Origin of the sequence: Faecalibacterium sp. i21-0019-B1, from assembly GCF_042852915.1 — a bacterium.
Lineage (GTDB): Bacteria > Bacillota > Clostridia > Oscillospirales > Ruminococcaceae > Faecalibacterium > Faecalibacterium taiwanense.
Window position 1 is genome coordinate 626,232 of the sequence record NZ_AP031425.1, and the last position, 13,184, is coordinate 639,415.

At 57.7% G+C, this 13,184-nt stretch carries 11 protein-coding genes; 7 read left to right on the forward strand and 4 right to left on the reverse strand.

What is annotated here, in order from left to right; all coding sequences use genetic code 11:
- Positions 1–108 precede the first annotated feature (108 nt).
- Both ACGHP1_RS02895 and metA read left to right on the forward strand, forming a co-directional pair.
- A complete protein-coding gene (locus tag ACGHP1_RS02895) occupies positions 109–1,383 on the forward strand; it encodes an O-acetylhomoserine aminocarboxypropyltransferase/cysteine synthase family protein (protein WP_249237235.1) in 1,275 nt (424 codons plus the stop codon).
- 160 nt (positions 1,384–1,543) lie between these two features.
- The gene (gene metA / locus ACGHP1_RS02900) at positions 1,544–2,476 is read left to right on the forward strand and encodes a homoserine O-succinyltransferase (protein ID WP_390507623.1); all 933 of its coding nucleotides are present in this window, start codon (positions 1,544–1,546) and stop codon (positions 2,474–2,476) included.
- Between the two features lie 349 nt (positions 2,477–2,825).
- Here metA and ACGHP1_RS02905 read toward each other — a convergent pair whose 3' ends face one another.
- From ACGHP1_RS02905 to ACGHP1_RS02915, 3 genes are all read right to left on the reverse strand, one after another.
- Positions 2,826–3,410 (reverse strand): flavin reductase family protein, encoded by a 585-nt coding sequence (locus tag ACGHP1_RS02905; protein ID WP_390507625.1) that lies wholly within the window; start codon positions 3,408–3,410, stop codon positions 2,826–2,828.
- Positions 3,407–4,387 carry a glycosyltransferase family 2 protein gene (locus ACGHP1_RS02910; protein ID WP_371292173.1) on the reverse strand — a complete coding sequence of 327 codons (981 nt, stop codon included), beginning with the start codon at positions 4,385–4,387 and terminating at the stop codon, positions 3,407–3,409. Before ACGHP1_RS02910 ends, ACGHP1_RS02905 begins: the two co-directional genes overlap by 4 nt.
- Positions 4,388–4,555: 168 nt before the next feature.
- On the reverse strand, positions 4,556–5,236 hold the full coding sequence (locus ACGHP1_RS02915; RefSeq protein ID WP_097774005.1) for a Crp/Fnr family transcriptional regulator: 681 nt from the start codon (positions 5,234–5,236) through the stop codon (positions 4,556–4,558).
- A gap of 218 nt (positions 5,237–5,454) precedes the next feature.
- Here ACGHP1_RS02915 and ACGHP1_RS02920 point away from each other — a divergent pair, with 218 nt between their 5' ends.
- The 5 genes from ACGHP1_RS02920 (at position 5,455) to ACGHP1_RS02940 (ending at position 12,271) form a co-directional block, all read left to right on the forward strand.
- Positions 5,455–6,519 carry an ABC transporter substrate-binding protein gene (locus tag ACGHP1_RS02920; RefSeq protein ID WP_390507629.1) on the forward strand — a complete coding sequence of 355 codons (1,065 nt, stop codon included), beginning with the start codon at positions 5,455–5,457 and terminating at the stop codon, positions 6,517–6,519.
- Positions 6,520–6,782: 263 nt separating this feature from the next.
- Positions 6,783–7,538 carry a DeoR/GlpR family DNA-binding transcription regulator gene (locus ACGHP1_RS02925; protein WP_390507632.1) on the forward strand — a complete coding sequence of 252 codons (756 nt, stop codon included), beginning with the start codon at positions 6,783–6,785 and terminating at the stop codon, positions 7,536–7,538.
- Positions 7,535–8,440, forward strand: coding sequence for a 1-phosphofructokinase (gene pfkB / locus ACGHP1_RS02930; protein ID WP_005946476.1), 906 nt, complete (start codon positions 7,535–7,537; stop codon positions 8,438–8,440). The genes ACGHP1_RS02925 and pfkB overlap by 4 nt, the downstream gene beginning before the upstream one ends.
- Before the next feature lie 48 nt (positions 8,441–8,488).
- On the forward strand, positions 8,489–10,414 hold the full coding sequence (locus ACGHP1_RS02935) for a fructose-specific PTS transporter subunit EIIC (RefSeq protein WP_249235528.1): 1,926 nt from the start codon (positions 8,489–8,491) through the stop codon (positions 10,412–10,414).
- Between the two features lie 363 nt (positions 10,415–10,777).
- The gene (locus ACGHP1_RS02940) at positions 10,778–12,271 is read left to right on the forward strand and encodes a DUF1846 domain-containing protein (RefSeq protein WP_097776665.1); all 1,494 of its coding nucleotides are present in this window, start codon (positions 10,778–10,780) and stop codon (positions 12,269–12,271) included.
- Positions 12,272–12,341: 70 nt separating this feature from the next.
- On the opposite strand, the gene ACGHP1_RS02945 is transcribed toward ACGHP1_RS02940, so the two are convergent.
- The gene (locus ACGHP1_RS02945; protein ID WP_390507635.1) at positions 12,342–13,031 is read right to left on the reverse strand and encodes a GntR family transcriptional regulator; all 690 of its coding nucleotides are present in this window, start codon (positions 13,029–13,031) and stop codon (positions 12,342–12,344) included.
- Positions 13,032–13,184: the final 153 nt, after the last annotated feature.

A 13,184-nucleotide genomic window follows, 5' to 3' on the forward strand; every position in this document is an offset into this window, starting at 1 on the left:
GCCCCCGAACGGGAACTAAAATTTAACGTTTCAATTCCCCGCCGGAGGCTGCAGCACTCCTGCGGGGAATTGTGCTATATGGACAAACCCAGTAAAGGAGTATGTAGTATGAATCGCGATACCATCTGTGTGCAGGGCGGTTACACCCCCGGCAACGGCGAACCCCGCCAGATCCCCATTATCCAGTCCACCACCTTTAAGTATGCAACCAGCGAGGATATGGGCAAGCTGTTTGATCTGGAAGCTGACGGCTACTTCTATTCTCGTCTGCAGAACCCCACCTGCGACCTTGTGGCTAAGAAGATCTGCGAGCTGGAAGGCGGCACGGCTGCAATGCTGACCAGCAGCGGTCAGGCTGCAAACTTCTTTGCCCTGTTCAATCTCTGCGAAGCAGGCGACCACATCGTGGCATCCAGTACCATCTACGGCGGCACCTTCAACCTGATCTCCGTCACCATGAAGAAAATGGGCATTGAAGCCACCTTCGTGGACCCGCTGTGCACCGAGGAAGAGCTGAACGCCGCATTCCGGCCCAACACCAAGGTGGTGTTCGGCGAGACCATCGCAAACCCGGCCCTGACCGTGCTGGACATTGAGAAGTTTGCCAAGGCTGCTCACGCCCACGGTGTGCCGCTGATCGTGGACAACACCTTCCCCACGCCGGTCAACTGCCGCCCCTTTGAGTGGGGCGCGGATATCGTGACCCACTCCACCACCAAGTACATGGACGGTCATGGCGCGGTGCTGGGCGGTGCCATCGTGGACGGCGGCAAGTTCGACTGGATGGCCCACGCCGACAAGTTCCCCGGCCTGTGCACCCCGGACGACAGCTACCACGGCATCACCTACGCCGAGCGTTTCGGCAAAGAGGGTGCCTTTATCACCAAGGCTACCGCGCAGCTGATGCGTGACTTTGGCTCGATGCAGTCGCCCATGAACGCCTACATGCTGAACCTCGGTCTGGAAAGCCTGCATGTGCGGATGCAGCGCCACTGCGCCAACGGCATGGCCGTGGCAGAGTTCCTTGAGAGCCATCCCAAGGTGGCCTACGTGAACTACTGCGGCCTGGAGTCCAGCCCGTACCATGCACTGGCGGAGAAGTATCTGCCGAACGGCAGCTGCGGCGTGGTCAGCTTTGGTCTGGCCGGCGGCCGTGAGGCTGCAAGCATCTTTATGAAGAACCTGAAGCTGGCAGCCATCGAGACCCATGTGGCCGATGCCCGCACCTGTTGCCTGAATCCTGCATCCAGCACCCACCGCCAGATGAACGATGAGCAGCTGAAAGCCGCCGGTGTGCCCGCAGAGCTGGTGCGCATGAGCTGCGGTCTGGAAAGCAGCGAAGACCTCATCGCAGATATTGCACAGGCGCTGGATAAGATCTAAAAGGTGAGTTCAGCAGCATCTAATCGGTTCCGGCCCTTCTCGTAAAAATGCGTTTGGAGCGCCCCGCAGGGCGCGACAAACGCAAAATATAAAAATAAATTCCGCTGAAGATAGCCAGAGCGTCAGCGGAGGCTATTCTAAATCGTTAGGAGTACGAACTATGCCGCTGATCATCCCCAAGACCCTGCCTGCTTACGATGCCCTCTACAACGAAAATATCTTCGTCATGCATCGTGAGCGCGCCCTTGCCCAGCACATCCGCCCACTGGAGATCCTGATCCTGAACCTGATGCCCACCAAGATCACCACCGAGACCCAGATCGCCCGTCTGCTGGCAAATACCCCGCTGCAGGTGCACATGACCCTGCTGCAGACGGCCAGCCATGCGGCGACCCACGTTTCGGCAGCACACCTTGAATCGTTCTATAAGAACTTCAACGAGGTGAAGAACAACCGCTACGACGGCATGATCATCACCGGCGCGCCGGTGGAGACCATGGACTTTGAGCAGGTGGATTACTGGCCGGAGCTGTGCGAGATCATGGACTTCAGCGAGACGAATGTCTACTCCACCCTGCATGTGTGCTGGGGTGCACAGGCTGGCCTGTACTACCACTACGGCGTGCACAAGCAGCTGCTGCCGGAAAAGATGTTCGGCGTGTTCGAGCACCGGGTCACCCGCCCGTCGAACCCTTTGGTGCGCGGCTTTGACGAGGTGTTCTATGCGCCCCACAGCCGCCACACCGGCATCAGCCGCGAGGATGTGGACAACTGTAAGGCTTTGCGCATCCTTGCCGAGAGCGATGCGGCCGGGCCTTTCCTCATGAGCACCGAGAACGGACGGCAGATCTTTGTCACCGGCCACCCGGAATATGACAAATACACGCTGGATTCAGAGTACCGCCGCGATGTGGACAAGGGCCTGCCCATCCATGTGCCGGTGAATTACTACCCGGACGATGACCCGTCTAAACCGCCGCTGTTCCGCTGGCGTGCCCACGCCCACCTGCTGTATGAGAACTGGCTGAACTACTATGTCTACCAGAACACCCCCTACGATCTGGGCGAGATCCAGCGCGTAAAGCACGAATAAATGCACAAAAACCGGTATTGCGTCAAAATTGCGCGATACCGGTTTTTGTGCTATACTGTTCCTGCGGCCCTTCTCCATTCCCCTAACCGCGGAAAGGAGGTGGTAACCAATGGAAGTCTTCGTCTCATTTATACAGACTGTCGGAGCAGAGGTAGTTGCCTACTATCTGTGCAAGTGGCTTGACAGCCTGTTCTTCAAGGGCAGTAAGCACTAACCCAAGAAGCCCCCCGGTAGTATCAGTACCGGGGGGCTTTTGGTTTTTTCGTGGTAACCACGGAACAGGCCTTCATCTCATTGCCTATCTTTAGTATATGCAGTTTTGGGCAAAAGTCAAGCGATGAAATGCAAATTATTTTTTACGCCTTACCGGCTTTTTCTTGCGCACACTGTAGCCAAAGGTGCCCAGCTTCCGGCCCAGAGCCAGATATTCGCCGTGGCTGTAGACGATGAGCTTTGCCTTTTCGAGACACAGCTTGCCGTTTTCGTCCAGCAGGCTTTCGTCCACATCACAGACCACCACTTCGGCAAGGAACAGGTCGTGGCTGCCCAGCGGGATCACCTGAGTTACCTTGCATTCCAGATTGACCGGGCTTTCTTCCAGAATGGGGCAGTCGGTCAGCACGCTGCCGGGGGCAGAATGCAGGCCGCAGGCGGCAAATTTATCCACATCACGGCCGCTTTTCACGCCGCACCAGTCCACCGAACGCACCAGCGCTTCGGTGGGCAGATTGATGGCAAACTGTCCGCTTTCCTGAATGAGGTGGTGGCTGTAGCGCTCCGGCCGAACGCTGATGGACACCATGCTGGGCTGGGTGCAGATGGTGCCCGTCCAGCCGATGGTGATGAGATTGGGCTTTTCCAGCCCGCCGCAGGACACCAATACCGGCGGTTCCGGGTTCAGCAGGGTGCTGCCCCGCCAGCTCTGTTTGCTCATCCGTGATACTTCCTTTCGTAGGGTGCCCAGGTGCGCTCGCTGATGATGTAGCGCGGGCGGGCTTTCGTCTCCATATAAATTTTGCCGATATACTCGCCAATCACGCCTAAGCACACCAGCTGCACGCCGCTCATGAAGCAGACGATGCAGATAGTGGAGGCCCAGCCGGCCACCACGCTGCCCATGGCAGCTTCGATGATGGCCCAGATGACTCCGATAAAGCTGATCAGGCTCACAAAGATGCCAGATCCGGTAATAAGGCGGATGGGCTTGTTGGAAAGACTGGTGATGCCGTCAAAGGCAAGGGCCAGCATCTTGCTCAGCGGATAGTGGCTCTCACCGGCAAGGCGTTCGTGACGCTCGTAGGTGACTACCTCGCTCTTGAAGCCAACCAGCGGCACCATGCCGCGCAGGAAAATGTTCACTTCCCTGTAGTCGGCAAAGCTTTCCAGCACACGGGTGCTGATGAGGCGGTAGTCTGCGTGGTTGAACACGATGTCTGCGCCCAGAGCGTTCATCACATGGTAAAAGCCCTCGGCGGTGAAGCGCTTGAAGAAGGTGTCTGTATCGCGGCGGCTGCGCACGCCGTAGACCACCTCGGCACCGTCCAGATACTTTTTAACCATCTCGTCCATGGCGTTGATGTCGTCCTGACCATCGCAGTCGATGGAAATGGTAACATCGCAGGTGCCGCTGTGCAGTGCCTCCATCAAGCCTGCCAGCACGGCGTTCTGGTGGCCGCGGTTGCGGCTCTGGGAAATGCCGATGTAGTGCTCGTCCTGTGCGGCAAAACTCTGGATCAGTTCCCATGTCTTGTCTTTGGAGCCGTCGTTCACGAACAGCACCCGGCTCTTCTCGCTCACAAGGCCCTGTGCGGCAAGGCCGCTGATCTTTTCCAGAAACATGGGAGCTGTAATGGGCAGCACCTGCTCCTCGTTGTAGCAGGGGATCACAATCCATAAAATCGGTTTTGACATATTTAAAAATACTCCTATATTAAAAATAACAAGATGATGCCGCTGACGGTTACGGCCTTCCAGTGAAAAAGAGTTTTAGAAAAATCTGTAGATTTTTCTAAAACTCAAATATAAAAATAAAATTTCAGCTGAATACAGCCAAAGCGCACGCGGCGGCTATTCAAATGGTCACTGCACCATTTGCTTCAGTACCTCAGGCTCCAGCAGCTTGAAGCTGCTTTTGTAGGTGTCCAGCAGGCCGTCCCGCTGCATCTGGCTCAGCTCGCGGCTGAGGGCGCTGCGGTCGCAGTTCAGGTAATCTGCCAGCTGGATGCGGGAGAACGGGATGCTGAAGGTCAGGCTGCCAGCCCGCTCGGCTTCACTGAGCAGATAGGCGCACACTTTGGCCCGCAGGCTTTTGAGCACCAGCAGGTCGATGCGGCGGGAGAGGGAAAAATATTTATCGCTGATGGTGCGCACCAGATTGCGCAATGTCTGCTGGTGCGCCGGACTGCCATCCGAAAGCAGCAGCCGCTCGTAGGGAATCAGCAGCACCTCGCAGGGCACCGAAGCCATCACCGTGACCGGGCTTGCCAGACTGGAACCGCTCAGCACATCGCCGAACACGCCGCCCGGTTCCATGTGGGTGATGGGAATGCGCGCACCCTGCGGCCCGGGACGGTAGGCTTCCAGCTCACCGGACAGTACGATGCCCACCCTGCGGTTGGGTTCGCCTGCCAGAACAAGCGCTTCGCCTTTGCCGTAGCTGCGCATAACGGCACCCAGCTGGGCCAGCAGAGTCTGCAGCTCTTCAGGGGTCAGACCATTGAATAAAGAGGTGGAGCATAACAGCGGAAGAAAGTTTTTCATCACAATTCCGTGGGAAAGATCCGGCTTCCCACAGCCCTCCTGCAATTCCGTTGCACACGCAACGGTATTTTTGACTCTATTATAGTAAACTTAGACCCGCAAAGCAAATGATTTTGCAAATTTGCCTTGTAAAAAATATGAAAAGACCGACCCATGGTTCTGTGCAAAATTTTCAGGCACAAAATGGCGCGGTCTTGTGAGGAAAGAGGGAACCCCGCATGAAAAAACTGACATCCATGCTGCTGGCTCTGGCCCTTGTGCTGAGCCTTGCCGCCTGCGGCGGTGCGGCATCCAGCTCTGTTGCATCCAGCGCAGCTTCCAGCGAAGCTGTCCCCGAGGCTGCTTCGGAAGCCGCTTCCAGTGAGGAAGCAAAGGAACTGTCCACCACCGATGCTCTGCGCATTGCCGGCCTGAAAGGCCCCACCACCATGGGCCTTGTCAACCTGCTGAGCATGGAAGAGGATGGCACCGCTTCCATGGATTACGACCTGCAGCTTTACGGCGCTGCCGATGAGATCGTGCCGCTGCTGATGAAGGGCGAGCTGGACATGGTTGCCATCCCGGCAAATCTGGCCGCCACCCTGTATCAGAAGACGGAGGGCGGCATTCAGGCTGTGGCCGTCAACACGCTGGGCGTGCTGTACGTAGTGGAAAAAGGCGGCGATACGATCCAGTCCATGGCAGACCTTGCAGGCCGTACCATCCTGTCCACCGGCAAGGGCACCACGCCGGAGTACGTGCTGCGCTATCTTCTGAACGCCAACGGCATCGACCCGGACAAGGACGTGACCATTGAATACTACAGCGAGGCCACCGAGGTCACGGCCCAGATGGCCAATACCGAGGATGCCATTGCAGTTCTGCCCCAGCCCTATGTGACTGCAGCCGGCCTGCAGGACGACACCCTGCGTGTGGCCCTCGACCTGACCGAGGAATGGAACAAGGTTGCGGATACCCAGCTCATCACCGGCGTGACCGTGGTGCGCAAGGAGTATGCCGAGGAACACCCGGATGTTGTGGCCGCATTCCTTACCGACTACGCCAAGAGCGTAGAAGCTGCCAACACCGATCTGGACGGCACTGCCGCTCTGTGCGAGGAGCAGGGTGTTGTGGCCAAGGCTGCCATTGCCAAGAAGGCCCTGCCCAACTGCAACATCGTCTGCCTGACCGGCGACGAGCTCAAGACCAACGCATCCGCTTATCTGCAGGTGCTGTTTGATGCCGACCCCAAGGCAGTGGGCGGCGCAATGCCCGGCGACGATTTCTACTGGACTGCCGAGTGATTCCTCAATAAGCTATCTCTCCGGCCGCTGTGCGATTGGTACGCACGGCGGCTTTTTTGTTTGCACAAAATGCTTGTATCCCAGCTTTTGTGCTCCCTGCACAAATTTCAATACAATTTTTTGTGAACGAAAATGAATGAAATTGACTGAAGGTGATTGATTTTGGCGCTGCATTTGCTATAATAAAGATGCAATCAACCAAAACAACGCACAAACGGTCATAAACCGTCAAAGATAAGATCAAACCAAAGGAGAGGATGCCGATGCTGGCAGAAGAACGCTTCAGCCTGATCATGGAACAGCTGAACCGCAAGCGCACCGTGACGGTGCAGGAACTGTGCGAGGCGCTGAACACCAGTGAATCCACCATCCGGCGCGACCTGACCGAACTGGACCGGCTGGGCAAGCTGAACAAGGTGCACGGCGGTGCCACCCTGCCGGACAGCCGTTTTCTGGCGGATGAACCCACCATGGAGGCCAAGGAGTCGCAGGCTGTGGAGCAGAAGCGCAGCATCGCGCAGGCTGCGGCGCAGCTCATCAGCGCGAACGATTTTGTGTTCATCGATGCCGGTTCCACCACGCTGGAGCTGGTGCGTGCACTGGCGGGGGACGCCCTCAAAGCCAGCTATGTGACCAACGGCGTGGCCCATGCCCGGGCACTGGCCCGAAAGGGCTGCCGGGTGTATCTGCCCGGAGGACTGCTGCGGCCCGAGACCGAAGCCATTGTGGGTGCACCCACAGTCACCAGCCTGCAGCGCTACAATTTTACCAAGGCGTTCATGGGTGCCAACGGTGTGGCGCTGGATGCCGGTTTTACCACGCCGGACCCCGAGGAAGCTGCCGTGAAAGCAGCGGCAGTGCACCGTGCACGGGAAGCCTGGTTCCTTGTGGATGATGCCAAGTTTTCCCGCATCTACCCGGCAGCCATTGCCGACCTGCAGGGCGGTGCCATTCTCACCAACCGCTGCCCCAACCCTAAATACAAACAATTCACGCTGGTAAAGGAGACGGAAGTATGATTTATACCGTAACATTCAACCCGGCCATTGACTATGTGGTGCGTTTGGATGCACCGCTGGAAGTAGGCGAGGTGAACCGCGCCAAAGGCGAGGACTGCGTGCTGGGCGGCAAGGGCATCAATGTGTCCGGTGTGCTGGCACAGCTGGGCTGCGAGAGCGTGGCGCTGGGCTTTGTGGCCGGTGAGACCGGCGCATGGCTGGAACGCGGTCTTGCTGCACAGGGCTTAAAGACCGATTTTGTGCATCTGGAACAGGGCATGACCCGCATCAATGTCAAGATCAAGGCAGGGCAGGAGACCGAGCTGAACGGCGCAGGACCCGACATCCCGGAGAGCGCCATGCAGGAGCTGGAAAAGAAGCTGGACAGCCTGAACGAGGATGATATCCTCATTCTGGCGGGCAGCATCCCGGCAAGCCTTTCGCAGGATACCTACGAGCGGCTGCTGGCCCGGCTGCAGGGCAGGGGCGTGCGTGCTGTGGTGGATGCCACCCGCGACCTGCTGGTGAACGTGCTGCAGTACCACCCCTTCCTCATCAAGCCCAATAACCACGAGCTGGGCGAGATCGTGGGCAGGGTGCTGACTACGGACGAAGAGATCATTGCTGCGGCCCGCACCCTACAGCAAAAGGGCGCTCGCAACGTGCTGGTAAGCATGGCGGGCGACGGTGCCCTGCTGGTGGACGAAAATGGCGAGGTGCACCGCATCGGCTGCCCCAAGGGCAAGGTCGTAAACAGCGTGGGCGCAGGCGACAGCATGGTGGCCGGCTTTGTGGCTGGCTGGATGCAGACCCGGAGCTATTCCTTTGCACTGCGTCTGGGCACAGCCTGCGGCAGTGCAACGGCGTTCAGCCTTGGCCTTGCCACCAAAGAAAAAATCGACGAACTGATGAAGGAAATTTGACCCTCTGTGACGGAGAGGGTTGCAGTTATACAGGAAGGGAGAAAAATCATGCGTATTACGGAATTATTCACCGCGCAGTCCATCGCACTGGATGAGGCTCTGACCGATCAGGAGCAGATCATCAGCCGTCTGGTGGAGCTGCAGGCCACCCATGGCAACATCACGGATAAGGAAGCCTACAAAAAGGCCCTTTATGCCCGTGAGGCGGAGGGCTCCACCTATGTGGACAACGGCATCACGGTGCCCCACGCCAAGACCAATGTAGTCACCCGGCCCAGTCTGGCGGCGCTGCGGCTGAGCAGCCCTGTGCAGTACAATGCCGAGGACGACGGTACCACCGACCTGCTGTTTGCCATTGCGGCTCCGGAAAACGGCAGCCTGCATGTGGACATGCTGGCCCGTATGATGCAGATGCTGATGAACGAGGACTTTGTAGAAAAGCTGAAGGCCGCAAAGACCCCGGCAGAGTTCCTTGACTGCATCGATGCACAGGAGGAGGCTCAGTTCGGCGCGGAGAGCTTCACCCAGCAGGAGATCCCCCAGAGCGGCTACCGCATTCTGGCCGTGACCGCCTGCGTCAACGGCATCGCCCACACCTATATGGCAGCGGAAGCCCTGACCAAGGCCGGTGACAAGCTGGGTCTGCCCACCAAGGTGGAGACCAATGGCTCGGATGGAGCAAAGAACATCCTCACCAGAGAAGAGATCGCAAACTGCGACGGCATCATCGTGGCAGCAGAAAAGAAGGTGGAGACCGCCCGCTTCGACGGCAAGCCGGTGCTGTTCACCCGGGTGGACGATGGCATCCACAAGCCGGAGGAGCTCATCAAGAAGATCGTGCACGGCGAGGTGCCTGTTTACCACGCCGAGGGCGGCGCACAGGCCGCCGAGGATGCTTCCGGCAAGGACAGCTTTGGCCGCGCTCTGTACAAGAACCTGATGAACGGTGTCTCCCACATGCTGCCCTTCGTGGTGGGCGGCGGCATCATGATCGCACTGGCGTTCCTGCTGGACGATTACACCATCGATCCCTCCAACTTTGGCATGAACACCCCGGTCGCTGCCTTCTTTAAGACGGTGGGCAGCGCAGCCTTCGGTTACATGCTGCCCATCCTGTCTGCCTTCATCGCCATGTCCATCGCGGACCGTCCGGGTCTGGCGGTCGGTTTTGTGGGCGGTGTGCTGGCCATGAACGGCACCAACTTTGCAGGCATTGCAGCGGGTGAGACCACCGGTGTTTCCGGCGGCTTCCTTGCTGCACTGCTGGCCGGTTTTGCTGCAGGCTACATCGTCGAGCTGCTGAAAAAGATCACCGAAAAGCTGCCTGCCAGCCTGAATGGCATCCGTCCCATGCTCATCTACCCGCTGGGCGGTATGCTCATCCTCGGCGCGGTGATGTGCGGCATCAACCCGGTCATGGGCATGATCAACACGGCCATGACCGATTGCCTGAACGCCATGGGCGGCACCTCCAAGGTGCTGCTGGGTGCCGTCGTGGCCGGTATGATGAGCATTGATATGGGCGGCCCGTTCAACAAAGCAGCTTATGTCTTTGGCACGGCAGCCCTTGCCTCCGGCAACTATGAGGTGATGGCCGCTGTCATGGTGGGCGGCATGGTTCCTCCCATCGCCATCGCCCTGTCCACCACCTTCTGCCCCAAGAAGTGGACTGCCGACGAGCGCCGCAACGGCATCGTGAACTACGTCATGGGCCTGTGCTTCGTCACCGAGGGTGCAATCCCTTATGCAGCAGCAGATCCGCTGCGCGTCCTGCCCAGCTGTGTGGCCGGTGCAGCGGTGGCCGGTGCGCTCTCCATGACCTTCGGCTGCGCTCTGCGTGCACCGCACGGCGGCATCTTCGTGTTCCCAGTCGTGGACCATACCGCTCTGTACTGTGTGGCGCTGGCTGTGGGCAGCGTTCTGGGTGCTGTGATCCTGAGCCTGCTCAAGAAAAACCGTACCGACGCAGAATAAACGCCATTCCCTCCATATTCGAGATACTTCATAAAGCTGCAGCAAGCCTCCGGGGAGACCCGGGGGCTTGCTGTATTACGCAGGATCGCGCGAAGGATCAGAAGGATAAAAAGAAAAAGTAACCGCCCACGACTTCCAATCCAATCAGATATAACATGATACACCCGCTGTCAAAAACGCGGCAAGAACCATTTTCACAAAAAATGCAGCAAAGAACAGCGCGAAACACCGCATTTGCTGGAAAAAGCTTTGCAGCCGCCCTTTTGGATTGCACCCGGTTTTTGAGTGTGGTATACTGTTTCTGTTATGGAAAAGTTCCGGTGCGGTGTGCCGGGCACAGCAAAGAGGAAAAGGAAACGAACGATGAAAATTGGATTTGACAACGACAAATATCTCTCGATGCAGTCAGAACATATCCGCGAGCGCATCAAGAAGTTCGACAACAAGCTCTATCTGGAATTCGGCGGCAAGCTGTTCGATGATTACCACGCGTCCCGCGTGCTGCCGGGCTTCCAGCCCGATTCCAAGCTGCAGATGCTGCTGCAGCTGAAGGATCAGGCCGAGGTGGTCATCGTTATCAGCGCCGAGGACATCATCAGCAACAAGATCCGCGGCGACTACGGCATCACCTACGATCTGGATGTGCTGCGCCTGATCGATGCCTTCCAGGAAGTAGGCCTGTATGTGGGCAGCGTGTGCGTGACCAAGTACGCCGCTGCACCGGAGGTGGAGGCCTTTGAAAAGCGGCTGAACGGTCTGGGCATCCGCACCTTCCGCCACTACAAAATTCCCGGCTATCCCAACGATGTGGCCCGCATCGTCAGCGACGAGGGCTACGGCAAGAACGATTACATCGAGACCCAGCGCCCGCTGGTGGTCATCACGGCCCCCGGCCCCGGCAGCGGCAAAATGGCCACCTGCCTTTCCCAGCTGTACCATGAGTACAAGCGCGGCGTGAAGGCCGGTTACGCCAAGTTCGAGACCTTCCCCATCTGGAACATTCCCCTCAAGCACCCGGTGAATCTGGCCTACGAGGCCGCCACAGCCGACCTGAACGATGTGAACATGATCGACCCGTTCCATCTGGAAGCCTACGGCGTGACCACCGTCAACTACAACCGCGATATTGAGATCTTCCCGGTGGTGAACGCCATGTTTGAGCTGATCGCCGGCAAAAGCCCGTATAAGTCCCCCACGGACATGGGCGTGAACATGGCAGGCAACTGCATCGTGGACGATGCGGTCTGCCGCGAAGCCTCCCGCAAGGAAATCCTGCGCCGCTACTTCAAGTGCCTGTGTGAGCAGAAGATCACCGGCACGGTCAAGGAGACCGAGCGCTACAAGCTGGAACTGCTGATGAATCAGGCCGACCTGACCGTGGGCCAGCGCGAAGTGGAAAAGCAGGCTCATGCCCGCAGCGAGAGCACCGGCGGGGCCCCTGCTGCCGCCATTGAGCTGCCGGACGGCACCGTTGTTACCGGCAAGACCGGTCCGCTGCTGGGTGCAGCAGCATCTGCTCTGATGAATGCTCTCAAGGTGCTGGCCGGTATCCCGCAGGAGACCGACCTTGTGAGTGCGGCTTCCATTGAGCCCATCCAGACCCTCAAGACCAACTATCTGGGCGGCAAGAATCCCCGCCTGCACACCGACGAGATCCTGATCGCGCTTTCCAGCTCGGCTGCTTCCAACGAGCAGGCTGCAGCGGCCATGCATCAGCTGCCCAACCTCAAGGGCTGTGATGTGCACTCCACCGTGCTGCTCTCGGGTGTGGATACCAGCACCCTGAACCGGCTGGGAATGTACCTGACCTGTGACCCTGTTTACGAGGAAGAGGACCGCAAGTACCACAAGCAGTAAATTATACAAAAAACAAAACAGGCGCATCCAAAGGCCGAAAGGCTGGCGGATGCGCCTGTTTTTTATTGGTTCAGATGCCGGTAAAATAAGGTCTGTACTTTTCTGCGTACAGCTGGGTGCCCATGCGGCGCAGGCCGCCGTACAGGTGCCGCCGGATCAGCGGTTCAATGGCATCCAGGTCTTTTTCCCGGATCACCCGCAAAATTTCCCGGTGCTCGCTCAGCACATCCGGCACATTGTTGGCCCGCACCACATCCAGACGGGTAAAGCGGGAATAATCCGGCTGCGGCTTTGTCAGGTTCTGCCAGATATACCACTTGTTCATGCTGCAAAACCAGATGGCGTGCATTTCCAGATCCAGCGTCAGGAAGGCATTGATATCCACATTGTCTGGGTCGGTCATGGTCTGGGCCATCTCTTCCAGTAGGTCATATTTGTGCTTGATTTCGATGTACTCTTTGGGCGAACAGACCTGAATGAAATCGCGCAGCACCGTGCTTTCAACGGCTGTGCGCTGGTATACGATCTGATCCACGATATCCAGATTGATGGGGGTGACGATGGTGCCCTTGCAGGGAATGATCTGCACAAAGCCGTTCTGTTCCAGCCGCTGCAGGGCAGCGCGCACCGGTGTGCGCGAGATGCCGAACCGCTTGCACAGCTGATTTTCGCTGATGGTCTCTCCGGGCTTGATCTTCAGCGTAACGATCTCATATTCCAGCGTCTGGTAGATGTCCTCCGAATGCAGCTGTTCAGCCATGTGCTCACACTCCATTTACACAGTTGATGATAAGATATTTCTATTTTAGCCTGCTAAAAAGAGATTGTCAACGTATGAGAATGAAGTATACAATAGCCTGTATACAAGTATAGGAAAAGCTCCAAAATTTATCATATCTGACAAAAATTGATA